The organism is Achromobacter deleyi (assembly GCF_016127315.1).
Classification (GTDB): Bacteria; Pseudomonadota; Gammaproteobacteria; order Burkholderiales; family Burkholderiaceae_B; genus Achromobacter; species Achromobacter insuavis_A.
The window spans coordinates 790,604-812,144 of the sequence record NZ_CP065997.1 but is presented as its reverse complement, the minus strand read 5'-3'; the positions used below and the strand labels follow the sequence as shown (position 1 = coordinate 812,144).

At 69.6% G+C, this 21,541-nt stretch carries 22 protein-coding genes; 13 read left to right on the top strand and 9 right to left on the bottom strand.

Going from position 1 to position 21,541, the window contains the following annotated elements; all coding sequences use genetic code 11:
- Positions 1–6: 6 nt before the first annotated feature.
- Genes sctQ through sctC form a run of 7 tightly spaced genes read left to right on the top strand, consistent with a single transcriptional unit; the run spans position 7 to position 6,222 of the window.
- Complete coding sequence (gene sctQ, locus I6I07_RS03595; protein WP_232625890.1) at positions 7–1,086, top strand: type III secretion system cytoplasmic ring protein SctQ; 1,080 nt, start codon at positions 7–9, stop codon at positions 1,084–1,086.
- Positions 1,083–1,751, top strand: coding sequence for a type III secretion system export apparatus subunit SctR (gene sctR / locus I6I07_RS03590; protein WP_116520498.1), 669 nt, complete (start codon positions 1,083–1,085; stop codon positions 1,749–1,751). Before sctQ ends, sctR begins: the two co-directional genes overlap by 4 nt.
- Before the next feature lie 7 nt (positions 1,752–1,758).
- On the top strand, positions 1,759–2,025 hold the full coding sequence (gene sctS, locus I6I07_RS03585) for a type III secretion system export apparatus subunit SctS (RefSeq protein WP_006392849.1): 267 nt from the start codon (positions 1,759–1,761) through the stop codon (positions 2,023–2,025).
- Between the two features lie 15 nt (positions 2,026–2,040).
- On the top strand, positions 2,041–2,841 hold the full coding sequence (sctT, locus tag I6I07_RS03580) for a type III secretion system export apparatus subunit SctT (protein WP_198485669.1): 801 nt from the start codon (positions 2,041–2,043) through the stop codon (positions 2,839–2,841).
- Positions 2,838–3,896: a type III secretion system export apparatus subunit SctU gene (gene sctU, locus I6I07_RS03575; protein ID WP_198485668.1), complete on the top strand. Its 1,059-nt coding sequence runs from the start codon at positions 2,838–2,840 to the stop codon at positions 3,894–3,896. Before sctT ends, sctU begins: the two co-directional genes overlap by 4 nt.
- A complete protein-coding gene (locus I6I07_RS03570) occupies positions 3,893–4,291 on the top strand; it encodes a CesT family type III secretion system chaperone (protein WP_198485667.1) in 399 nt (132 codons plus the stop codon). Before sctU ends, I6I07_RS03570 begins: the two co-directional genes overlap by 4 nt.
- Before the next feature lie 47 nt (positions 4,292–4,338).
- Positions 4,339–6,222, top strand: coding sequence for a type III secretion system outer membrane ring subunit SctC (gene sctC, locus I6I07_RS03565; protein WP_198487415.1), 1,884 nt, complete (start codon positions 4,339–4,341; stop codon positions 6,220–6,222).
- An 11-nt stretch (positions 6,223–6,233) separates the two neighbouring features.
- On the opposite strand, the gene I6I07_RS03560 is transcribed toward sctC, so the two are convergent.
- The 4 genes from I6I07_RS03560 to I6I07_RS03545 all read right to left on the bottom strand — a co-directional run bounded on the left by I6I07_RS03560 (position 6,234) and on the right by I6I07_RS03545 (position 10,987).
- Positions 6,234–6,797 carry an RNA polymerase sigma factor gene (locus I6I07_RS03560; protein WP_006392854.1) on the bottom strand — a complete coding sequence of 188 codons (564 nt, stop codon included), beginning with the start codon at positions 6,795–6,797 and terminating at the stop codon, positions 6,234–6,236.
- Between the two features lie 271 nt (positions 6,798–7,068).
- The gene (locus tag I6I07_RS03555; RefSeq protein WP_198485666.1) at positions 7,069–7,641 is read right to left on the bottom strand and encodes a hypothetical protein; all 573 of its coding nucleotides are present in this window, start codon (positions 7,639–7,641) and stop codon (positions 7,069–7,071) included.
- 158 nt (positions 7,642–7,799) lie between these two features.
- Positions 7,800–8,987 carry an ABC transporter substrate-binding protein gene (locus tag I6I07_RS03550; RefSeq protein ID WP_198485665.1) on the bottom strand — a complete coding sequence of 396 codons (1,188 nt, stop codon included), beginning with the start codon at positions 8,985–8,987 and terminating at the stop codon, positions 7,800–7,802.
- Positions 8,984–10,987: a SpoIIE family protein phosphatase gene (locus I6I07_RS03545; RefSeq protein ID WP_198485664.1), complete on the bottom strand. Its 2,004-nt coding sequence runs from the start codon at positions 10,985–10,987 to the stop codon at positions 8,984–8,986. The genes I6I07_RS03550 and I6I07_RS03545 overlap by 4 nt, the downstream gene beginning before the upstream one ends.
- Positions 10,988–11,096: 109 nt before the next feature.
- Here I6I07_RS03545 and I6I07_RS03540 point away from each other — a divergent pair, with 109 nt between their 5' ends.
- Positions 11,097–13,565 (top strand): MFS transporter, encoded by a 2,469-nt coding sequence (locus tag I6I07_RS03540; RefSeq protein ID WP_198485663.1) that lies wholly within the window; start codon positions 11,097–11,099, stop codon positions 13,563–13,565.
- Between the two features lie 60 nt (positions 13,566–13,625).
- On the opposite strand, the gene alr is transcribed toward I6I07_RS03540, so the two are convergent.
- Together alr and I6I07_RS03530 are read right to left on the bottom strand one after the other, a co-directional pair.
- Positions 13,626–14,792 carry an alanine racemase gene (gene alr / locus I6I07_RS03535; RefSeq protein ID WP_198485662.1) on the bottom strand — a complete coding sequence of 389 codons (1,167 nt, stop codon included), beginning with the start codon at positions 14,790–14,792 and terminating at the stop codon, positions 13,626–13,628.
- A gap of 132 nt (positions 14,793–14,924) precedes the next feature.
- On the bottom strand, positions 14,925–15,356 hold the full coding sequence (locus tag I6I07_RS03530) for an ATP-binding protein (protein ID WP_061072464.1): 432 nt from the start codon (positions 15,354–15,356) through the stop codon (positions 14,925–14,927).
- 197 nt (positions 15,357–15,553) lie between these two features.
- Between I6I07_RS03530 and I6I07_RS03525 the strand changes: the two genes are divergently transcribed.
- Complete coding sequence (locus I6I07_RS03525) at positions 15,554–15,889, top strand: STAS domain-containing protein (protein ID WP_006392861.1); 336 nt, start codon at positions 15,554–15,556, stop codon at positions 15,887–15,889.
- A 31-nt stretch (positions 15,890–15,920) separates the two neighbouring features.
- Here I6I07_RS03525 and I6I07_RS03520 read toward each other — a convergent pair whose 3' ends face one another.
- Positions 15,921–16,157, bottom strand: coding sequence for a hypothetical protein (locus tag I6I07_RS03520; RefSeq protein WP_198485661.1), 237 nt, complete (start codon positions 16,155–16,157; stop codon positions 15,921–15,923).
- A gap of 199 nt (positions 16,158–16,356) precedes the next feature.
- Between I6I07_RS03520 and I6I07_RS03515 the strand changes: the two genes are divergently transcribed.
- The 3 genes from I6I07_RS03515 to I6I07_RS03505 all read left to right on the top strand — a co-directional run bounded on the left by I6I07_RS03515 (position 16,357) and on the right by I6I07_RS03505 (position 19,267).
- The gene (locus I6I07_RS03515; protein WP_198485660.1) at positions 16,357–17,289 is read left to right on the top strand and encodes an NUDIX hydrolase; all 933 of its coding nucleotides are present in this window, start codon (positions 16,357–16,359) and stop codon (positions 17,287–17,289) included.
- 84 nt (positions 17,290–17,373) lie between these two features.
- Positions 17,374–18,252 carry a carboxylating nicotinate-nucleotide diphosphorylase gene (nadC, locus tag I6I07_RS03510; protein WP_198485659.1) on the top strand — a complete coding sequence of 293 codons (879 nt, stop codon included), beginning with the start codon at positions 17,374–17,376 and terminating at the stop codon, positions 18,250–18,252.
- Between the two features lie 28 nt (positions 18,253–18,280).
- Entirely contained in the window at positions 18,281–19,267 is a 987-nt protein-coding gene (locus I6I07_RS03505; protein ID WP_061072460.1) for a tripartite tricarboxylate transporter substrate binding protein, read from the top strand.
- An 82-nt stretch (positions 19,268–19,349) separates the two neighbouring features.
- Here I6I07_RS03505 and I6I07_RS03500 read toward each other — a convergent pair whose 3' ends face one another.
- The gene (locus I6I07_RS03500; protein ID WP_198485658.1) at positions 19,350–20,027 is read right to left on the bottom strand and encodes a tellurite resistance TerB family protein; all 678 of its coding nucleotides are present in this window, start codon (positions 20,025–20,027) and stop codon (positions 19,350–19,352) included.
- Between the two features lie 180 nt (positions 20,028–20,207).
- Here I6I07_RS03500 and I6I07_RS03495 point away from each other — a divergent pair, with 180 nt between their 5' ends.
- Positions 20,208–20,606 (top strand): OsmC family protein, encoded by a 399-nt coding sequence (locus I6I07_RS03495; RefSeq protein WP_006392867.1) that lies wholly within the window; start codon positions 20,208–20,210, stop codon positions 20,604–20,606.
- Between the two features lie 76 nt (positions 20,607–20,682).
- Here I6I07_RS03495 and fabI read toward each other — a convergent pair whose 3' ends face one another.
- Positions 20,683–21,468 carry an enoyl-ACP reductase FabI gene (fabI, locus tag I6I07_RS03490; RefSeq protein WP_006392868.1) on the bottom strand — a complete coding sequence of 262 codons (786 nt, stop codon included), beginning with the start codon at positions 21,466–21,468 and terminating at the stop codon, positions 20,683–20,685.
- Positions 21,469–21,541 lie beyond the last annotated feature (73 nt).

Sequence of the window (21,541 nt, the reverse complement as noted above, 5' to 3'; positions counted from 1 at the left end):
GAACCCATGACAGCCAGTACGCTTCTTTCCTCTTCCCCGCCGCCGTTGCCGCGCCTGTCCGGCAACGAGGCCCGCGCCCGCACGCTGATCGCGCGCCACGGCGCCGACCTGGCGGTCACGCTCGCGCCGCTGGCCGGCGCCGACGCCGAGCCCGCGCAATGGCGCCTGGGTTTCACGCCCGGCGTGGCCGAGGCCCTGCGCCAGTCGGCCACGCTGTCGGCCGACCTGGAATGGGCCGGCGCGCGCTTGCGGCTGGGCCTGCCGGCCAGCGCGGCCGACGCCTGGCTGGCCGCGCGCCTGCCCGATGTCGATGCCGGCGCGGTGCCGCCGGCGCTGGTGTCGACCGCCATTGAGACGTTGTTGGCCGAGGTGGTGGCGGGCCTGGCCGAGGTATCGCCGGGCGGTCCCCTGCGCGTGGTCGGCCGCGATGGCCCGGCGCCGGCCCTGGCGCACGGCTGGACCGTCGCGGCGCGCCATCCCGTCAACGGCGCCTCGATCTACGCCACGCTGGATACCGATGGCCTCGGCCTGATGCTGCTGGCCGGCCTGGTCGGCCGCGCCGCGCCGGCGGCCAACGAGATCGACCTCGATGCCGTGCCGGTGCGCATCCGCGCCTGCCTGGGCTGGACCCACCTGGCCGCGGCCGAACTGCGCGGCATGGCGCCGCGCGACACCCTTTTCCTGGACCACTGCCTGGTCTCTCCCGACGGCGAACTGTGGCTGGGCGCCGACGGCCAGGGGCTGCGCGTGCGCCGCCAGGGCTCCTCATACCTCGTTACCCAAGGCTGGACTTCCCTCATGACCGAGACGCCGCAACCGCCGTTGGATGCCGAAGCGGGCGCCCAGACGCCGCTCGATATCGACGCCATCCCCGTCCGACTGACCTTCGAGCTGGGCGAGCGCCAGATCACGCTGGGCGAGCTGCGGCAGCTGCAACCCGGCGAGACCTTCGACCTGGAGCGGCCGCTGGCCGACGGCCCGGTGCTGGTGCGCGCCAACGGCGCGCTGGTGGGCAGCGGCGAGCTGGTCGAGATCGACGGCCGCATCGGGGTGACGCTGCACCGGCTGGGCAAGGCGGGCGCATGAACGGCGCGGATCCGATCAGCCTGGCGGTGGTCCTGGCGCTCTTGGCGCTGGTGCCGCTGGCCGCCGTCATGACCACCTCGTTCCTGAAGATCGCGGTGGTGCTGACGCTGGTTCGCAATGCCCTGGGCGTGCAGCAGGTGCCGCCCAACATGGCGTTGTACGGGCTGGCGCTGATCCTGTCCGCCTACGTCATGGGGCCGGTGGTGATGCAGATCGGCGACGAACTGCGCGCGCCGCCCGCGGTGGTGGCGCCGGGCGCGCCGCAGCCGGACCGGCTCGAAGGCATCCTCGACGCGGTCGCGCGCGGCGCCGAGCCGATGCGCGGCTTCATGCTCAAGAACAGCCGCCCCGAGCAGCGCGATTTCTTCCTGCGCACCGCGCGCGGGTTGTGGGGCGAGCAGCAGGCCCGCAACCTCAAGGAAGACGACCTGCTGGTGCTGATCCCGTCGTTCCTGCTGTCGGAACTGACCGCCGCGTTCCAGATCGGCTTCCTGCTGTACCTGCCGTTCGTCATCATCGACCTGATCGTCTCCAACATCCTGCTGGCGATGGGCATGATGATGGTGTCGCCGGTCACGATCTCCATGCCCCTGAAGCTGTTCCTGTTCGTCATGGTCGACGGCTGGACGCGGCTGATCCAGGGCCTGGTGCTGTCCTACACCTGAGGCCGCCATGGGAACCGTCGACCTCGTCTCCTACATGACCCAGGCGCTCTACCTGGTGCTGTGGCTGTCGCTGCCGCCGATCGCCGTCGCCGCGATCGTGGGCACGCTGTTTTCGCTGTTCCAGGCGCTGACGCAGATCCAGGAGCAGACGCTGTCGTTCGCCGTCAAGCTGATCGCGGTGTTCGCCACGATCCTGCTGACGGCGCGCTGGCTCAGCGCCGAGCTGTACAACTTCACGATCTCCGTGTTCGACCTCTTCTACAAGATCCACTAGGAGCGGCCGGCCACCATGATCTCGGGCATCACCTATATCGAAGCGAAAGTCTTCCTGGGCACGCTGGCGCTGACGCAGCCGCGGATCCTGGCGCTGTGCGCGATGCTGCCCCTGTTCAACCGCCAGCTGCTGCCCGGCATGCTGCGCTATGCCATCTGCGCCGCCATCGGCCTGGTGCTGGTGCCGGCGCTGGCGCCGCGCTATGCCGTGATCGACCTGGGCGCGATCGAACTGGTGCTGCTGGTGGCCAAGGAAGTCTTCATCGGCCTGGTGATGGGTTTCCTGGTGGCGATCCCGTTCTGGATCTTCGAGGCGGTGGGCTTCGTGGTCGACAACCAGCGCGGCGCCAGCCTGGGCGCGACCATCAATCCGGCCACCGGCAACGACTCGTCGCCGCTCGGCATCCTGTTCAATCAGGCCTTCATGGTGTTCTTCCTGGTGGGTGGCGGCTTCATGCTGATGCTGACCATGCTGTACGACAGCTTCCGGCTGTGGGACCTGTGGGACTGGACGCCGACGCTGCGCCATGAAAGCGTGCCGCTGATGCTGGACCAGCTGGGCCGCTTCCTGCGGCTGACGCTGCTGTTCGCCGCGCCCGCCATCATCTCGATGTTCCTGGCCGAGGTCGGACTGGCGCTGGTGAGCCGCTTCGCGCCGCAATTGCAGGTGTTCTTCCTGGCGATGCCGATCAAGAGCGCGCTGGCGCTGCTGGTGATGGTGCTCTACATGAACACGCTGTTCGAGTACGCGGCCGAGGCCACGGGACAGATCAGCTCGGCCTTGCCCTTCCTCGACAACCAGTGGCGGGCGCCATGAGCGGCGAAAAGACCGAACAGCCAACCCACAAGAAGCTGCGCGACGCGCGCCAGAAGGGCGACGTCGCGCACAGCAAGGACTTCACGCAGACGCTGCTGGTGCTGGCGCTGTTCGGCTACATGCTGGGCAACGCCCACGGCATCATCGAGTCGCTGGGGCGGCTGGTGCTGATCCCGTCGACGCTGGTGGGGCAGCCGTTCGAGCAGGCGCTGCCGGTGGCGCTGGACGCGGCGCTGCGCGAAGCCGTCTACCTGGTGCTGCCGTTCGTGCTGATCGTGCTGATCGTGGGCATGTTCGCCGAATTCCTGCAGGTGGGCGTGGTGCTGGCGTTCGAGAAGCTCAAGCCCTCGGCCAAGAAGCTCGACGTCATGAGCAACCTGAAGAATATCTTCTCGAAGAAGAACCTGGTCGAGCTGCTCAAGTCCGTCATCAAGATCGCCTTCCTGTCGGCGCTGGTGACGCTGGTGGTGCGCGACGCGCTGCCCGAACTGATGGCGGTGCCGCACAGCGGCCTGGCCGGCCTGGAGGCGGGCGTGGGCGGCATGATGCGCACGCTGATCGTGAACATCGCGGTGGCCTACGTGGTGATTTCCCTGGCCGACTTTGTCTGGCAGCGCATGCAGTACCGCAAGGGGCTGATGATGAGCAAGGAAGACATCAAGCAGGAATTCAAGGAGATGGAGGGCGACCCCCACATCAAGCACAAGCGCAAGCACCTGCACCAGGAAATGGTGATGCACGGCGCGGTCGCCAGCACGCGCAAGGCGTCGGTGCTGGTGACCAACCCGACCCACCTGGCGGTGGCGATCTATTACGAGCCCGACGAGACGCCGCTGCCGGTGGTGCTGGCCAAGGGCGAGGGCGCGCTGGCCGAGCAGATGATGGCGGCGGCGCGCGAGGCCGGCGTGCCGGTGATGCAGAACATTCCCCTGGCGCGAGCGCTGATGGCGTCCGCGCAGCCCGACCAATACATCCCCAGCGAACTGATCGAACCCGTCGCCGAAGTCCTGCGGCTCGTCAGGAAACTGGCCGGCACCCCGGACGATCCGACATGAACGCACCCCAGCATCCCCTGATTTCCGCCTATGCGGCGCGGCATGGCCTGCCGCCATCGACCCGCGCGGATGGCCGCCTTACCGTGGTGGTCGACCAGACCTACCGCGTGCATCTGCAGCCGGCGCGCGACGGCTGGCTGGCGATGAGCGCGCGCCTGTGCGCGCTGCCGGCCAACGACGCCGACCGCGACCGGCTGGTGACGGAAATCGGCAAGCTGGCCGCGGGCATGCTGGCGCGGCACGCGGCCACCTGCGTGGTCGATCCGCAGGACCGCGCGCTGTGGCTGCAGCAATCGCTGCAGCCCGGCAGCGGCGAACTTGCGCTGGACGAAGCCATGGGCGCGTTCACCAATGCGCTGTCTTTTTGGGCCGGCGCCGTGCGGCGGCTGGCATGAATACGCGTGACGGGCATGTCGCCCGAGGAGAGAGAGTGTTGAAGCGGATGATTCTGGCGACCGCGTTGTCGCTGGGCCTGGCGGCCGGCGTGCAAGCCGCGCCGAACTGGCCGAACGTGCCCTACAGCTACTATGCCCGCGACGAGAACCTGCAGACGCTGCTGCGCGAATTCGCCGGCGGCTTCAGCCTGTCATTGCAGCTCGGGCCCAACGTCTCGGGCACGGTCAACGGCAAGTTCAATGCCAACACGCCGACCGAGTTCATGGACCGGCTGGGCGGCGTTTACGGCTTCAACTGGTTCGTGTACGCCGGCACGCTGTTCGTCAGCCGCACCAACGACATGAAGACGCGTTCGGTCAGCGCCATGGGCAGCTCCATCAGCGCGCTGCGCCAGGCGCTGCAGCAGCTGGGCGTGCTGGATCCGCGCTTCGGCTGGGGCGAGCTGCCGGACCAGGGCATCGCGCTGGTGTCGGGGCCGCCCGGCTACGTCGACCTGGTGGAGCGTACCGTGGCGGCCTTGCCGATGGGCGCCGGCGGCCAGCAGGTGGCGGTGTTCCGGCTCAAGCACGCCTCGGTCAACGACCGCACCATCAGCTACCGCGACCAGAAGGTAGTGACGCCGGGCCTGTCCACGGTGCTGCGCAACCTGATCACGGGTGGCGGCGGCGGGGCCAACAACGAAACGCTGGCGGCCATCGCGGCGCCGCTGCGCGACAACCCGCCGGCCTTTCCGCAAGGTGGCGGCGAGGCCGGCGCGGCCGCGGGGCAGGGCGGCGGCCAGGCGCCGGCGCCCGTTGCCGGCAAGTCCGGCCTGCGGCTGCGCGAACCCACGGTGCAGGCCGATGCGCGCCTGAATGCCATCATCGTGCAGGACATCCCGGACCGCATCCCCATCTACCGCAGCCTGATCGAACAGCTCGACCTGCCCAGCACGCTGGTCGAGATCGAGGCGATGATCGTGGACGTCAACTCCGACCTGGTCAGCGAACTGGGCGTGACCTGGGGCGCGCGCGCCGGCTCCACCACCTTCGGCTACGGCAACCTGGGCCTGGGCCCCAGTGGCGGCCTGCCGCTGGAAAGCGGCGCCGCGCTGTCGCCGGGCACCATCGGCGTGAGTATCGGCAACACGCTGGCGGCGCGCCTGCGCGCGTTGCAGACCAAGGGCCAGGCGAACATCCTGTCGCAGCCGTCGATCCTGACGGCCGACAACCTGGGCGCCATGATCGACCTGTCCGACACGTTCTACATCCAGACGCGCGGCGAGCGCGTGGCCACCGTGACGCCGGTGACCGTCGGCACCTCGCTGCGCGTGACGCCGCGCCATATCGAATCGAAGAACGGCGCGCGAGTCGAACTGACGGTGGACATCGAGGACGGCCGCATCCAGGAAGAGCGCCAGATCGACAACCTGCCCACGGTGCGCAAGAGCAACATCAGCACGCTGGCCATCGTCGGCAACGACCAGACGCTGCTGATCGGCGGCTACAACAGCAGCCAGAATTCCGAGCAGGTCGACAAGGTGCCGATCCTGGGCGACATCCCAGGGCTGGGGCTGCTGTTCTCCAACAAGTCCAAGACCGTGCAGCGGCGCGAGCGCCTGTTCCTGATCCGGCCCAAGGTGGTCGCGATCAACGGCGAAGTGGTGGCCACGCCCGGCGCGGCCGGCACCGGCCCGATGCTCAACGCCACCTGGGGCGGCGACCGCATGACGGCGGGCCAATACCTCGACCTGGCGCAGAGCCAGCGCACCCGCATCGTGTTCGGGCCGAACGTGGAATTGCGCCGCAGCAGCGGACCGGTGCGCGCCTCGGAATGGCTGGATGGCACGCCGACGGCCGCGCCGGTGCTGGAAGGCAAGTCGAACGCGCAGCAGGGGCCGGTGATCCAGGTCGAGCCGGTGGCGGCGCCGGGAACGGGCAGGGCGCCGTAGTGGCGGGCGGCTCAGTCGTCGAGCCGCAGGCCCTTCTGGGCCAGCTTGTCGCGCAGCGCCGCGCGCGCCCGCGACAGGCGGCTGCGCACGGTGCCGACCGGCACCGTCAGCAGGGCGGCGGCGTCTTCGTACGAGATTTCGTCGATGCCGACCATGAGCAGGATGTCGCGCATGTTCTCGGGCAGCTCGTCCAGCGATTCCTGCAGCAGCGTCAAGGTCTGGCGCTGCTCGAGCGCTCGATCGGGGGACAGGTCGCCGCTGGCGTGTTCGGCCAGCACGCTGTCACTGACGAAATCGTGGCGCCGTTCCGGCGCGCGCGACAGGTAGTTGCGCACCAGGTTGAGCGCGATGCCGTAGAGCCAGGAGGACAGTTGCGATTCGCCGCGAAAGCTGCGGTACGAGCGGGCCGCTTCGACAAAGGCCTGCTGGGCCAGGTCTTCGGCCTCGGTGGTGTTGCCGATGTGCTTGATGATGAAGCGCTGCAGCCGGGTGGAGTGCTCCCGCACCAGGTCGCGCAGCAGGTATTCCTCGCCCGTGTCCCAGCCCTGCCCTTCGTCAGCGCGAATGGGCGGCAAATCCGCTTCCTGGGAAGCGGCTGTGCAATCGCTGGGGTTGGTCATGGGAGGCGAAAAGAAACGTGTATGAAGCTACAAGTTACTACCGGCATGCCGCGAATTATCGCAGCTTACACGTGTCACAATATTTCGAAAATCGAAATATTGAGGCAAAAATCACGTTTTCAGCGTCAGAAATGTAAAAACAAGTAAACCGTTGGAGGCGTGATTCCGCGGACCGGAATCCATCGGCGGCGGCCTGGGCGCCGGGCCCAGCCGACCTTGGCCGGCCTCAACCGGCCTTGAGCAGGTCGCGCAGCCAGGCGGCGGCGGTGCCCAGAGAGACCGGGCTCTGGCCGGACTGGGCGGCCTGGTCGAAGCGGGCCTGCATGGCCTGATCCAGCGCGCCGCGGCGGGCGGCATCGAGGCTGGCGGGCGCCACGCCGGCATCGCTACAGGCTTGCTGGAAGGCGGGCGCGCCGTTGGTGGCGGACAGCGCCAGGCGCGTCAGGAAGTCGACGCCGGAAAGCGCGTCGCGCGAGGTCTGCGCCATGTCGAGCGCCTGCGCGACGGTGCGCGCGGACAGCGGCTTGCCGGGGTTGGGTTCCAGGCCGAGTTCGCGCGACACGGCGCTGGCGATGCCCTGGCCATAACTGCGGGCCAGCGCCTGCGCGAACATTTCGGTCGTGTCGACATTGGGCGCCACCCACGCCACGCTGCGGCCGCCGGGCGTGGTGCCCATGCCCAGGACCTGCAGTTTTTCGCCCGCGACGTCGACATAGACGTCCTGCCCGCTCTCCGCCGCCTTGGCGAAGGCTTCGAGAGAGACGAACGGCGATGAAGGGGTAACCGATGAAATTGTCATGCAGCCAATAAATCCGGCGTGTCCGAGATCGGGCCCATAGGAGATTCAACAGCCCCTGTGATTGAGTAACCCGGTTGGCGCTTTAGTTCCATCGCCATGACACGTGTGCCGATTTTATGCCATTGCGAAATTTCGGGCCGCGCCATGGAAACAGGGGGTTACCGGGCCTCGTAGACTTCGTCGGCCGCCAGCAGGATATCCACGGGCGGATCGAAGCCGATGACGCGCGCGGTCTGCAGGTTCAGCGCGATCTTGGCCGGGTCGATCCAGACCTGGCTCAGCTCGCGGGCCTTGGCGCCGTTGAAGATGCGCGCCATGGTCTCGGCGTAGAACAGGCCGACGTACGAATAGTCCGCCTGGGCCAGGCTCAGCAGCAGTCCGTGCTTGACCTCTTCCGAGCCCAGCATCGAGAAACTGGGCACGCGCGCCTGCCGCAGGATCTCGGCCACCGTGTCGATCGACACCGGCGTCACGCCGCGGTGCACCGTGACATAGGCCGCGTCGATCTTCGGCGCCAGCTTGGCATAGCATTCGAGCGCGTTGCGGGTCGCGGCCTCGGGCGCGATGCCGTTGGACGGCGCGTTGCAGGTCAGCACCTCGAAGCCCTGCTCGCGCGCCACCTGCTCGACCGCGTCGACCGCGCTGTAGGTGCGGCCTTCGGGGCTGTCTTCGTAGACCAGGCCGAGCCGCTTGAACGGCACGATTTCGTGGAACAGGCGGACCTGTCGCTGATAGCGTTCGGGCTGCACGCGGGCGTGCAGGTTGTCCAGGCCGCTGTCCTGCGCCGAGCGGGTGATGCGGGCGCCGACGGCGTCGCTGGTCGAGGCGACGATGGTCGGGACCGGCGCGCCCATGCCCGCCATGTCCTGGCCGGCCCAGGTGCCCATGGCAATGATCAGGTCGATGTCCTTCTTTTCCTCCAGCCGCTGCTTGATCGCGGCGCGCACCGCCGGCCGCTGCGCGGCGTCGAAGTTGCCGGGCTGCCACCAGGCGTCGCGCACGAATTCGAGCGTGTCGCTGCGCGCGTTTTCGGCCAGGTATTCCCACATCTGCTTGCCGTTCAGGCCGTCGGGAATGGTCGGCACGGTGATCCAGCCCAGCTTCTGCAGGCCGTCCACGGTGACGCGCAGCGTGCGCGGGTATTCGCTGTAGTCGCCGCTCTCGAAATAACCGATGCGCCATTTCTTGCCGTCGGGGCGCGGCACCGGCTTGGTGGGAAAGACCTGGGGCGCGGCGGCGGCCGTCGCCGTGGGGGCGCCGGCCGCGGGCGACGCCGCCTGGGCCAGGCATGCGGCGGGCGCCAGCAGGGCCAGGCTCAGCAATAGGGTGGGCAACGAGGTCTTCATGGGCGGCGGATCACGATCAATGTGATGTCATCGGATTGTTCCGCGCCGTCGGCAAAGGCCTGCACGTCTTCCAGCAGACGCTTGGCCAGGTTGGCCGCCGGCACGGGAGGGTTGGACAGCACGGCCAGCAGGCGTGGATCGCCATACTGCGCATTCTGCGGATTGACGGCCTCGGTGATGCCGTCGGTATAGCCCACCAGCATTTCGCCCGGCGCCAGCACCGTCGACAGGCAGCGGTAGGTCAGGTCTTCCTGCACGCCGCAGGCCGGGCCGCTGCGGCCTTCCAGCAGCCGCACCACGCCATCCGCGCCCACCACCGCGGGCGGCAGGTGGCCGGCGTTGGCCCACTTCAGTTCGCCCGTGGTCATGTGCAGCACGCCGATCAGCAGCGTGACGAACATCATGTTCGGGTTGTTCTCGGACAGGCGGTTGTTGATCTTCTGCATGATCAACGCCGGGTCGGTCTCGTCCTCGGCGGTGGCGCGGATCAGGGTGCGCGTGACCGCCATGAACAGCGCCGCCGGTACGCCCTTGTCCGACACGTCGCCGATGGCCAGGCACAGTCGGCCGTCGGGCAGCGTGAAATAGTCGTAGAGGTCGCCGCCCACTTCCTTGGCCGGCAGCATCACCGCGTTCAGGTCGATCTGCTCGCGCGTGATGGGCGACAGCGGCACCGGCAGCAGGCCGAGCTGGATCGCGCGGGCGATGTTCAGTTCGCTCTCGAAGCGTTCGCGCGCGGTGGTCTCGCGCATCAGGCGGGCGACGTTCTCGCGCAGCTTGCGGTCCATGAACAGGAACGACGCCGCCAGCCGGCCCACTTCGTCCTTGTGCCTGTCGGGCAGGGCGGCGATGTGGGCGGGCACGGCCGATTCCGCGGTCAGGTCCTGTTCGGGCAGCAGGCGGGCGTAGTGGGTCAGCGTTTCCAGCGGCCGCACGATGCGCGCGGCCACCAGCCAGGCGCACACCAGCGCCACCAGCATCATGCCGACGAAGATCAGCGCCTGGCGGTTGAGCAGCTCGCGCGCCGGCGCGGTCAGGTCGCTTTCGGGCACCACCGCCACCACGGTCCAGCCCAGCGGCGCGAAGCGCGCGCTTTCGATCTGCCAGGGGCCGTCGCCGCCCTCGAAGCGCAGGCTCTGCAGCTTGCCGCCGCCATCCTGGCGCGCCAGCAGCGCGCGCAGCGTCTCGCCGCCGCCGTCCTTGGCGTCCAGCAGGCCGGCGCGGGCCTCGGGCGGCGGCACGATCATGCGGCCGTCGTCGGCGGCGATGAAGATGAAGCCGGACTGCGCCAGGGTCAGTTTCGACAGCGTGTCGCGCACCGAATTTTCCAGCTGCTCGCGGCGCGTCTCGATCTGCTCGATCACGTCCTGGGCGCTGTCGGAAATGGCGAACACCCAGTTCCACGGGCGGAAATAGCCGAAGTAGGCGTAGCGCGTCTCGCCGTCGCCGCGCTGCGCCGACGGCGGCCAGCGGTAGATCGCGAAACCGTAGCCGGACGTGCGGCTCTCTTCCAGCAGCGCCTGCGCCAGCGGCCGGTTCTTGAAGTCGGACAGCGACGACAGGTCGCGGTCGATCATGTCGGGATTGCCGCTGGCCAGCACCTGGAAGTCGGCGTCGTAGACGAAGGCGTAGCGGCGGTCGTCGAGCTTGAGGTGGTTGATCCAGGCGCGCGCCATGCCCTTGGCGGCGCCGGGCGTCATGATGCCGCGCTCGGCCAGGTCGGCATAGGCGCCGAGCGCCGCGGCCACCACGGTGCCGCTCTGCATCAGCTGGCGCCGGCCGCTGCGCACCGTGGAGATCTTGTCGGCCAGCAGCGCGCCCCAGCGGGCCTCGGCGTCGCGCAGCACCAGTTCCATGACGTTGCTGACGGCGTGGCGCTCGCTGTTCATCACCGTGCGGGTGACGTTGCGCTGCGAGGTCAGCATCACGAATGCCGCGACCGCCAGGAGCAGCGCTACGACCAGTAGAAAAATCTTGCTACGGAGCGAGCGCAACGACATGGGGGCGATAGGCGGCGGATGAGGTGAAGGCGTGAAATAGGATGCAATTTGCATTAATTGTAAATACCATTAGTGCCCGTGTGTAAATACTTTGCGACGGCGTGGCCCCATGCGTAGCGAACCAATACAAGTAGTGCTCGATGGGTTGCGTCGTCGCCCGGTACTGGAAGTCACTCTGGCCTGTCTGGCCGTGCTGCTGCTGGCGCAGGCGCTTATCGGCGCGCTCAGCCTGTCGGCGTTGAACCGGCTGGTGGTGGACACCACCGCCGACCGCGTCGAAGTGGTGGCGCGTCGCGTCGCCGGCAATATCGAGAACGGCCTGCGCCTGGGCAAGCCGCTGGAACAGTATTTCGGCCTGCGCGACACCTTGCATGACGGCGTCGCGCGCTCGCGCGGCGTGCAGGGCGCGGCGGTGCTGATGGCCGACGGCCAGGCCGTGGCCACCGAGGGCGAGCTGCCCGAGGACGCCGCGGAACTGGCGCGCACGCTCGACGCGGGCGGGCCGTTGGTCGCGGGCCTGGCGCGCCGCGGCTCCGGCGCGCTGGTCGCGGTGCACGACGACCGCGTGACGGTGGCCGTGCCGCTGGCCGCCGCCGGCGGCAAGAGCGTCGGCGCCGTGGTGCTGTCGGCCGCCAAGGACGGCGAGGCCAGCCGCCGGCTCATCATCGACAACCTGCAGGTGCTGCTGGCCGTCACGGTGCTGGTCGGGCTGGGCCTGGCCGCCGTCTTCAAGTACATCGTGCCGCTGACCTCGCTGGCCGCGGGCGGCCGCGCGCGCTTCGTGGTGCCGTTGCTGGCGCTGGTGCTGGCGCAGGGCGTGTACGCCGCCTACACCATTTCCACGTTCCGCAGCGGCTGGGTGGAAGTCACGCGCAACAACGTCGGGCTGCTGGCCGAGGGCCTGCAGCGCGACCTGAACCGGGTGCTCGGCTACGGCCTCGAGGTGGACCGGCTGCGCGGCGTGGAAGCGCCGTTCACGCGCCTGGCCGGCACGTTCCCGGCGGTCGCGCAGATCGAACTGGCCGATCGCGACGGCCGCGTGCTGTATGGCGCCGACGCGCGCGGCGCGCTCGACGTGTCGGCGTTGCCGGCGACCCGGCCGCAGGCCGATGACCTGACGCTGGTGCTGCCGCTGGGCGCGGCGCTGGCCGATCCCAAGGCGCACGGCGACCTGGTGCTGCGCCTGTCGAGCGACGTCATCGCGGCGGGCGTGCGCAGCCGCGCGCTCGATGCCGTCACCGTGGTGGCGGTGGCGCTGGTGGCCGCGATCGAGATGCTGTTGCTGCTGGCGCTGCTGATGAACCGCGCCTTCGCCGCGCGCGCCACGCTGCCCGATGGCAGCCGCGTTGGCCCGGACGACGCTTCCGAGGTGGGCCGCATCGCGCGGCCGGTGATGTTCGGCTTCCTGTTCGCGTGGGCCTTGCCGCTGGGCTTCCTGCCACTGTATGCGCGCAGCCTGTCCGCGGGCGGGCTCGAGCTGCCGGCCAATCTGCTGCTGGCGTTGCCGATCTCCGTGGAAATGGGCTGCGGCCTGCTGACTTCGCTGCTGGCCGGCCGCCTGACCGACCGCAAGGGCTGGCAGGTGCCGGTGCTGGCCGGCCTGGGCGTGTCCGCCGCCGGCATGCTGGCGTGCGCGGCCGCTTCCAATCTGCTGATGTTCAGCGCCGCGCGCGGCCTGGTGGGCCTGGGCTACGGCCTGACCTGGATGGGCCTGCAGGGCTTCATCGTCACGCGCAGCCCGGCGCAATATCGCGGCCGCAACATGACCGGCGTGATCGCCGGCCTGTTCGCCGGCCACCTGTCCGGCGCCGCGGTGGGCGCGATGCTGATGGAGCAGGTCGGTTTCCGCGCGGTGTTCGCCGTGGGCGCCGTGATGCTGGTGATGCCGCTGGCCGGCGTGCTGATCCTGATGCGCCCCTACATGGATCGCGGCCGCCAGCTGGCCGCGCAGGCCGCCGGGCGCGCCCGCGCGCATCTGTCGGACACCTTGAAGCTGCTGTTCACCCGCGACTTCGGCCTGTTGCTGGTGGGCAGCGTGATTCCGTTCTCGATCGCGCAGGTCGGCCTGCTGTCGTTCGCGCTGCCGCTGTACCTGGAGGCCGAGGGCGTGGCCGCGTCCAGCATCGGCCGGGTGCTGATGATCTACGGCCTGTGCGTCATCTACGTCGGGCCGCTGATGGGCCGGGTGGTGGACCGCAGCCGCATCAAGAAGAGCTGGATCGTGCTGGGCGGCCTGGTCGGCAGCCTCGGCATGCTCGGGCTGTACTTCAACAGCGGCCTGCTGGCCGCGGCGGCGGCGGTGCTGTTGCTGGCATTGGCCAGCTGCTTCGCCGGCGCGTCGCAGTCGCCCTACATGCTGGCGCTGCCGGACGTGCAGCGCTACGGCGCCGCGGGCGCCACCAGCGTCATGCGGGCCGCCGACAAGCTCGGCCAGATGGCCGGGCCGCTGGTGGTCGGCGCCATGTTCGGCGCCGCCGGCATGGGCGCGGGCCTGGCCGCGACCGGCGTGATCTACCTGGTCGCGACCTTGCTGTTCCTGTTGTTCGCGCCGGCCCGGCCGCGCGAAGAAACCGCCTGAGCGCGGCGGCGGGGCCGCGGTTCGCGTCAGGTCGTCAGCGTGGCGCGCGGGCCGCGCCATTCAGCGCGCCGCGCCGGCGCCGGCCAGCGCCACCGGCACGCGCGCGCTCAAGCCCGTCAATAACTGGGCGGCGATGGTGCCCGCCGCCAGCGCGACTTCCTCCACCGGCAGGCCTTCCGCGCCCCACAGGGTCACGGGCGAGCCGATCGCGGCATGCGGCACGGGGCCCAGGTCCACCGCCATCATGTCCATGGAAACGCGGCCCAGCAGCCGCGTGCGGATGCCGGCCACCACCACCGGCGTGCCGGTCGGCGCGTGGCGCGGGTAGCCGTCGGCATAACCGCAGGTGACGATACCCACGTCCATCGCCGTGGGCGCGAGGAACGCGCCGCTGTAGCCGACGCCGGCGCCGGCCGGCACGCGCTGGATGCCCACCACCTGCGAGTGCAGCGACATCGCCGGCCGCAGGTCCAGTTGCGCGGCGCTGCGGTGCGCGAACGGGCTGGCGCCGTACAGCGCCAGGCCCGGTCGTACCCATTGCGTGGCCGCGGCGCGCGCCGCGTGGCCGAGCATGGCGGCGGAATTGCTGGTGGAGACCGGCCCGGGCAAGTCGCGGATGACCTCGCGAAAGCGCGCGTCGGCATCATCCACGCCATCGGTTTCGTCGGCGCGGGCGTAGTGGTTCAGGTGGCCGACCTCGCCGACCAGGCCGCGCGCGGCCAGGCTGCCGGCATGCGCGAACGCGGCGCGGTAGTCGTCGGCGTTGAAGCCGGTGTGATGGATGTCGCCGGCAAAGCGCAGCCAGACCGACGGCCGCTCGGCCGCAGGGGACTGTGCCAGCCAGTCCAGTTGCGCGGCATGCGTGATGACCAGGTGCAGGCCCGGCGTGTCCAGCAGCAGCGTGTCGGCCTGTGAGTAGAGGCCGCCGTAGACCAGCACCGGGCCGTCCCAGCCCAGCCGGCGGCAGGCGCGCGCCTCGTCCAGGTGCAGCACCGCCAGTCCGTCGGCGCCGCGCAACGCGGGCAGCACGCGCGCCAGGCCGTGGCCGTAGGCATCGGCCTTGACGGTGGCCCACAGGCGCGGCGCGGCGGCGCCCGACGCCACGGCGCGGGGCAGGGTGGCGCGCAGACGCGCGAGATTGTGGGCCACGGCGCTCGCGTCGACGCGGGCGTACAAGGGGCGGGCAAGCAATCCTTCTGGACGATAGGGAGCGTTCACGGGCGGCATCTGGGCGAGGTCCGCGCGCGACCGGCGCACGGGCTATGCATGAGTGACAGATGACCGGGTTTTGTTCGGTACTTTCTGTCTATGCACTGCGAGTTGTCGATAGCGCGCCTTGATCGAACGCGCCAGTGAGGGTCACGCGGCGCGCATCACGAGCGTCAGGCGGTTCTCATTGCCGTTGCGGGTGTAGCGCAGGTCGTGCAGATAGTGCTGCATCAGCCGCACGCCGTGGCCGCCGATTTCGGCGTCATCGAGCGTCGCGGCCAATGGGGGCGGCGGGGTCTTGGTGGGATCGTACGGACGGCCATTGTCGATTATCTCCAGCGAGATCCACTCGTCATCCTGGCGGCAGGCCAGGCTGACGTGGGCGGGATCGGGGGCGAGCAAGGGATCGTCGAAGGCGTACGAAACGATGTTCGTCAGCGCTTCGTCCAGACTCAAGGACAGACCGAAACTCAGCTTGGGAGACCAGGCGTCGCGCTCGGCGATGGCCTCGAGCCATTCAATGGCGGAGGCGACGGCGCGGGCGTCGGGTACGAGGTCAAGCGTATCGGGCTGAGGGGGCATGGTCGCCTTGCGTTCAGTGGTACACGTGCAGGTGGAAGTATGCCCGATTGCGGCCCGCTGGCGTAACGGGCCGGCCTCTTGCGGCTGTCGTTCGACGTTTGCGTTTGGCTGCGCGGGCGCCTCGCGTATCATCTCGGCATCGCGCCGCCGCCCGCAAGCGCCGGGATCCGGGGCGTCGGTCATTTACGGGAACCACTATGAATCTCGCAATCGAGAAGGTCGGGGAAGTGCTGGTTGTCTCGCCCGAAGGCCAGATCAACAGCGGCAACGCCGCCGGCATTGAAGCCGACCTGCTGTCGCACGTCGAGAAAGGCGAACGCCGTTTCGTGCTCGACATGTCGAACCTGAACTACATCTCCAGCGCCGGCCTGCGCGTGGTGCTGGTGCTGGCCAAGCGCCTGAAGCAGGGCTCGGGCGCCCTGGCGCTGTGCGCGATGCAGCCGCACGTGCGCGAGGTGTTCGACATCAGCGGCTTCCTGGCCATCCTGACGGTGGTCGACACGCGCCAGGACGCGGTGGCCAAGGTCGCCTGATTGCCGCGCGCCGCGACGCGGCGCGCGTGGTTCAGTTCTTGCGGTTTTCGTATGACGTGTCCAGCACGTCGTCCTCGGGCGTGATGATGCCGGGGTCGCCGGGCGCCTCGATGGCGCGGCCGCGGCGCGGCATGCCGGCGACCACGGCGCTCTGGTCCGGCATCGGCAGGATACCCGTGCCCTTGCGGGGATCGACGGGCGGCTTGGGCTCCGCGGCCGTGTCCGGTTTGTTGTCGGCGGCGGAGGAATCAGTGACGGTTTTCAGCATGATGACGGCTCCGGTTGCGGGCGTCCCAGGATGGCGGCGCGCCGGGGATTCCTCTTCATCTTAGGGCCGCGCGCGGCCCTTGCGGCGGGTTGCGCTGTCACGTTTGCAAGGGGCTGTTGCAGGGCCCGGACCTTATAATGCCGAGCGCCTCGCGGCGTCGCGTCACCGCGCCCGGTTTCTCTCATTTTCATCCGCCACCTTGACCGAATCCGTCGAACGCTCCGTCCACGCCGAACTCGTCGCCGTCCTGGTCGCCGTCACCAACGGCGAGCCGCGCGTGCTGACCACCGACGACGCGCGGGCCCTGCCGGCGGGGCCGTTCGAGCTGTCGCACCGCTCGCTGCAGGCGGGCCTGCGGGCCTGGGTCGAGACGCAGACGCATCATCCGCTCGGTTACGTCGAGCAGCTCTACACCTTCGCAGACGGCGACCGTTCCGACGAGTCGGGCGCGCGCGTCATGTCGGTCAGCTACCTCGGCCTGACGCGCGAGGCCGGCGAGACCGGCGTGGCGCAAGTCGGCTGGCAGGACTGGTACCGTTACTTTCCGTGGGAAGACCGCCGCGCGGGCACGCCGGCGCTGGTGGACGAGGTGATCGTGCCGCGCCTGCAGGCCTGGTGCGACGACACGGACAACGACGCCGCGCGCCAGCGCCGCCGCCAGCGCGCCGCCATCACCTTCGGTCTGGATGGCGCCGCCTGGAACGAGGACATGGTGCTGCAACGCTACGAGTTGCTGTTCGAGGCCGGCCTGGTGCCGGAAGCGGCGCGCCGCCATCCCGACGCGGCCGCGCCGCTGCCGGGCGAGCCCATGCGCCATGACCATCGCCGCATCCTGGCCACCGGCATCGCGCGGCTGCGCGCCAAGATCAAGTACCGGCCGGTGGTGTTCGAACTGATGCCGGCGCAGTTCACGCTGCTGCAGCTACAGCTGGCGGTCGAGGCCCTGGCCGGACGCGGCCTGCACAAGCAGAATTTCCGCCGCCTGATCGAACAGCAGGCGCTGGTGGAAGAGACCGGCGAAATGGCCACCGGCACGGCGGGACGCCCCGCCAAATTGTTCCGCTTCCGCCGCGACGTGCTGCTCGAACGCGCCATCGCCGGCAGCAAGCTGCCGCTGTCACGCGCCATGTGACGCTTGACAACGCCATATACTCATCTTTAGCATAAGTGCATGCGCATTATTTGCGCGCCTTTTTTTAACCACAAAATACTCAAAATGAGCATTAATGCTGATGCGCCCGCCGCCCGTTTGGCCATTCCCTCCCTGCCGGATGTCATGCTGGAGCCGCTGGTGCGCGCGGCCCTGCTCGAGGACCTGGGGCGGGCCGGAGACCTGACCACCGACGCCATCGTGCCGGCCGACGCCGTGGCGCAGACGCGCCTGGTGGCGCGCCAGGAAGGCGTGCTGGCCGGATTGGACCTGGCGCGGCTGGCCTTCCGCGCGCTCGATCCCGCCATCGAATTCGACGTCGCCCAGCGTGACGGCGCCGACCTGGCGCCGGGCACGGAGATCGCGCGCATTCGCGGCAACGCCCGCGCCATGCTGACCGCCGAGCGGGTCGCGCTGAACTTCCTGTGCCACCTGAGCGGCGTGGCCACGGCCACGGCGTCGATCGCGCGCGCCATCGCCGGCCATGGCGCCCGCGTCACCTGCACCCGCAAGACCATGCCGGGCTTGCGCGCGGTGCAGAAATACGCCGTGCGCGTGGGCGGCGGCAGCAATCACCGCTACGGGCTCGACGACGCCGTGCTCATCAAGGACAACCACATCGCGCTGGCCGGCGGCATCGAGGCCGCGGTGGCGCGCGCCCGCGCCGGCGTCGGCCACATGGTCAAGATCGAGCTGGAAGTGGACACGCTGGAACAGCTGGAAACGGCCCTGGCGCTGGGCGTGGACGTGGTGCTGCTGGACAACATGAGCCTGGACCAATTGCGCCAGGCCGTCGCCATGGCGCGCGGCCGCGCCATCACCGAGGCCTCCGGCCGCATCACGCCCGAGACCGCGGCGGCGGTGGCGGCCACCGGCGTCGACCAGATCGCCGTGGGCTGGCTGACCCACAGCGCCAAAGTGCTGGACATCGGGCTGGACGCCTGAGACCGGCGCATCACGACAGGCAAGCATCATGAAACGCGCGCTTCGATCCTCCCTGCTGTTGCTGACCCTGGCGCTCGGCGCCTGCGGCAATCCGCCCTCCGGCGACACGCCCGGGGACGCCACCTATCCTTCGCACCCCATCACCATCGTGGTGACCTTTCCGCCGGGCGGCGGCACCGACCTGCTGGCGCGGCGCCTGGGCGCGAGCCTGCAGGAACAGTTCGGCCAGTCGGTGGTGGTCGAGAACCGTCCCGGCGCCAGCGGCAACATCGGCGCCCGCGCCGTGGCAGAGTCGGCGCCGGACGGCTACACGCTGCTGATGGTCAACAGCTCGTTCGCCATCAACCCCGGTGTCTACCGCAACCTGGGCTTCGCGCCCAAGCGCGACTTCGCGGCGGTGATCAACGTGGCCTTCGTGCCGTCCGTGTTCGTGGTGCCGGCGGCCTCGCCGCTGCGCACGCTGGACGACGCGCGCAACGCCGCGCGGCCGGAGCGGCCGCTGCCGTTCGCCTCGTGCGGCAACGGCACGCCGCAGCACCTGGCCGGCGAAATGCTGACGCGAGCCACCGGCGCGCCGCTGCAGCACGTGCCCTACAAGGGCTGCGGACCGGCGCTGACCGACGTGGTGTCGGGGCAGGTCGGCATGGGGATCGTCACCGCGTCCAGCGCCGCGCCGCTGATCGCGGCGGGCCGCTTGCGGGCCTTGGCCGTCACGTCGCCGCAGCGCTCGCCGCTCCTGCCCGAGGTGCCCACGGTGGCGGAGCAGGGCGTGGCGGGCTACGCGCTCGACCAATGGCACGGCCTGCTGGCGCCGGCGGCCACGCCGCCGGCGGTGGTGGCCAAGCTGAACACGACGCTCGCCCGCATCATGCTGCGCCCGGACGTGCAGGCCGCGCTGCGCGAGCAGGGCTTCACGCCGACCACGAGCTCGCCGCGCGCGTTCCAGGACATGATCAATGCGGATATCGACCGCTACACGGCGCTGACCGACGCGATCGGGCTGCGCGCCGATTGATGCGCATGGCGGGACGGCGCGCCGTCCCGTCTGGCCACGCTGCGGGTCCGCCGCGCGCGGGCGGTAGACGGCCCGGCGCCGCTCAGACGGCGGCGCGGGCGTGTTGCTCCAGCTGTCCCTTCAGCCCCGGCTGCAGCTTGAGCTGGCGCGCCAGCTCGTCCAGGTAGGCGCGCTCCATGTAGCTTTCCTCGTCCACCACCAGCAGGCTGGCCAGGTACATCTCGGCCGCCATCTCCGGCGTCCGGGCCGATTGCGCGATTTGCGCAGGGTCGAGCGGGCGCGACAGCTCGGTCTCCAGCCAGCGGCGGTCCTGCGCATCGCTGGACAGCTTGGCCAGCTCGGTTTCGAGCAGGGTGCGTTCCTCCGGGCCGATGTGGCCGTCGGCCTTGGCCGCGCCGATCATGGCGGTGAGCACCGCGGTGCTGTGTTGTTCGGCTTCCGGGGCCGGCAGGCGATCCAGCGTCTGCGGCGGGGCGGCTGGCGCGCCAGCCTGGTTGCGCTGCCAGTCGCCATAGGCGCGGTAGGCCAGGGCGCCAAGCGCCGCCATGCCGCCGTACATGGCGACCTTGCCGCCGATCTTGCGGGCCTTCTTGCTGCCCAGCAGCAGGCCGAGCGCGCCCGCGCCGAGGGCGCCGCCGCCCAGGCCGGTCAGGAACGAGCCGCCCTTGCCGCCGGTGGCGGTCTGCACCTTGGAACCGGCGTCGGCCAGCAGGCCCTGGCCGGATTGCAGCAGTTGGTCGAGAAGTTGTCTGGCGCTCATGCGAATTTCCTGGTGAATGCAATCGATCTTGCGGACAGGAATATCCGACCGCGGTTCCGTCCGGAAGTTCAGCTTACAGTCAGAAATGGATGTTGCGCCAGGCCGGGGCGCGGGCGCCGGATGCTACAACCGGGGTTGGGGCGGCCATGCGCGCCGCCCGCAACGCGAGGAATTCCGCCCATGACTATCCACGTGCGCCAGAACGCGCCCAAGACCCTGCAATTCACCGCCACGGCCGAAGGCCACGACCTGCCGCTGGACATGCCCCAGCCGCAAGGCGCCGGCCCGGATCCGCACGACTACTTCGACACGGCGCTGGGCGGCTGCAAGGCCATGACGCTGATGGTCTATGCGCAGCGCAAGGGGCTGCCGCTGGAGTCGGTGGGGGTGGACGTGGTGCGCGACGCCGGCGAGGAACGCAAGGGCATCTATCGCCTGACCGCCAAGCTGACGCTGCATGGCGAGCTGTCGGACGCGCAGATCGACGAATTGCTGGCCGTGGCCGAGAAATGCCCGATCCACAAGCTGATGACGGCGGTGGACGTGCAGGTGTCCACGCTGATCGTGCGGCCGGCCTGAGAGGGCGCCCCGCCGGGCGGGTGAACCGCCCGGCGCGGGCAGGCGGCCGGGCAGGGCGCCCGGCCTGTCAGCGGAATTACTCTTCCATGCCCGGGACGATGGTCGAGAAACCGGCGTCCACGTGGGTGATTTCGCCGGTGACGCCGGCGGCCAGATCCGACAGCATGAACGCGGCGACGTTGCCGACGTCATCGATGGTGACGTTGCGGCGCAGCGGCGCCTGGGCCTCGACGAACTTCAGGATGGCCGAGAAGTCCTTGATGCCGCTGGCGGCCAGCGTCTTGATCGGGCCGGCCGAAATGCCGTTGGCGCGGATGCCGCGCGGGCCCAGCGCCGTGGCCAAGTAGCGCACGCTGGCTTCGAGCGAGGCCTTGGCCAGGCCCATGGTGTTGTAGTTGGGCACCACGCGTTCGGCGCCCAGGTAGGTCAGCGTCAGCACCGAGCCGTTGCGGCCTTCCATCAGCGGCAGCGCGGCCTTGGCCATGGCGGCGAAGCTATAGGCGGAGATGTCGTGGGCGATGCGGAAGCCTTCGCGCGACAGGCCGTCCAGGAAGTTGCCGGCGATGGCCTCGCGCGGCGCGAAGCCGATCGAGTGCACCAGGCCGTCCAGGCCGTCCCAGCGCTTGGCCAGGTCGGTGAAGGTGGCTTCGATCTGGCTGTCTTCGGCGACGTCGCAGGGCAGCACGATGTCGCTGCCGAATTCGGCGGCGAATTCGGCCACGCGGTCCTTGAAGCGGTCACCGACGTAGGTGAAGGCCAGTTCGGCGCCCTGCTGGTGGCAGGCGCGCGCGATGCCGTAGGCGATGGAGCGGTTGGAAAGCACCCCGGTGACCAGGATGCGTTTGCCGGCGAGAAAGCCCATGTGTGTGGTTCCTTTGATTTTTTTCCTGCTGGAGACCGCCTATTTTAAGGAGTTTGGCGGCCTCGCGGACAAA

Excerpts from the sequence above, each read along its gene's own strand:
- sctQ (WP_232625890.1), top strand. The coding sequence starts at position 7 with ATGACAGCCAGTACGCTTCTTTCCTCTTCCCCGCCGCCGTTGCCGCGC.
- sctR (WP_116520498.1), top strand. The coding sequence starts at position 1,083 with ATGAACGGCGCGGATCCGATCAGCCTGGCGGTGGTCCTGGCGCTCTTG.
- sctS (WP_006392849.1), top strand. The coding sequence starts at position 1,759 with ATGGGAACCGTCGACCTCGTCTCCTACATGACCCAGGCGCTCTACCTG.
- sctT (WP_198485669.1), top strand. The coding sequence starts at position 2,041 with ATGATCTCGGGCATCACCTATATCGAAGCGAAAGTCTTCCTGGGCACG.
- sctU (WP_198485668.1), top strand. The coding sequence starts at position 2,838 with ATGAGCGGCGAAAAGACCGAACAGCCAACCCACAAGAAGCTGCGCGAC.
- I6I07_RS03570 (WP_198485667.1), top strand. The coding sequence starts at position 3,893 with ATGAACGCACCCCAGCATCCCCTGATTTCCGCCTATGCGGCGCGGCAT.
- sctC (WP_198487415.1), top strand. The coding sequence starts at position 4,339 with ATGATTCTGGCGACCGCGTTGTCGCTGGGCCTGGCGGCCGGCGTGCAA.
- I6I07_RS03555 (WP_198485666.1), bottom strand. The coding sequence starts at position 7,641 with ATGACAATTTCATCGGTTACCCCTTCATCGCCGTTCGTCTCTCTCGAA.
- I6I07_RS03550 (WP_198485665.1), bottom strand. The coding sequence starts at position 8,987 with ATGAAGACCTCGTTGCCCACCCTATTGCTGAGCCTGGCCCTGCTGGCG.
- I6I07_RS03545 (WP_198485664.1), bottom strand. The coding sequence starts at position 10,987 with ATGTCGTTGCGCTCGCTCCGTAGCAAGATTTTTCTACTGGTCGTAGCG.
- I6I07_RS03540 (WP_198485663.1), top strand. The coding sequence starts at position 11,097 with ATGCGTAGCGAACCAATACAAGTAGTGCTCGATGGGTTGCGTCGTCGC.
- alr (WP_198485662.1), bottom strand. The coding sequence starts at position 14,792 with ATGCCGCCCGTGAACGCTCCCTATCGTCCAGAAGGATTGCTTGCCCGC.
- I6I07_RS03530 (WP_061072464.1), bottom strand. The coding sequence starts at position 15,356 with ATGCCCCCTCAGCCCGATACGCTTGACCTCGTACCCGACGCCCGCGCC.
- I6I07_RS03525 (WP_006392861.1), top strand. The coding sequence starts at position 15,554 with ATGAATCTCGCAATCGAGAAGGTCGGGGAAGTGCTGGTTGTCTCGCCC.
- I6I07_RS03520 (WP_198485661.1), bottom strand. The coding sequence starts at position 16,157 with ATGCTGAAAACCGTCACTGATTCCTCCGCCGCCGACAACAAACCGGAC.
- nadC (WP_198485659.1), top strand. The coding sequence starts at position 17,374 with ATGAGCATTAATGCTGATGCGCCCGCCGCCCGTTTGGCCATTCCCTCC.
- I6I07_RS03505 (WP_061072460.1), top strand. The coding sequence starts at position 18,281 with ATGAAACGCGCGCTTCGATCCTCCCTGCTGTTGCTGACCCTGGCGCTC.
- I6I07_RS03500 (WP_198485658.1), bottom strand. The coding sequence starts at position 20,027 with ATGAGCGCCAGACAACTTCTCGACCAACTGCTGCAATCCGGCCAGGGC.
- I6I07_RS03495 (WP_006392867.1), top strand. The coding sequence starts at position 20,208 with ATGACTATCCACGTGCGCCAGAACGCGCCCAAGACCCTGCAATTCACC.
- fabI (WP_006392868.1), bottom strand. The coding sequence starts at position 21,468 with ATGGGCTTTCTCGCCGGCAAACGCATCCTGGTCACCGGGGTGCTTTCC.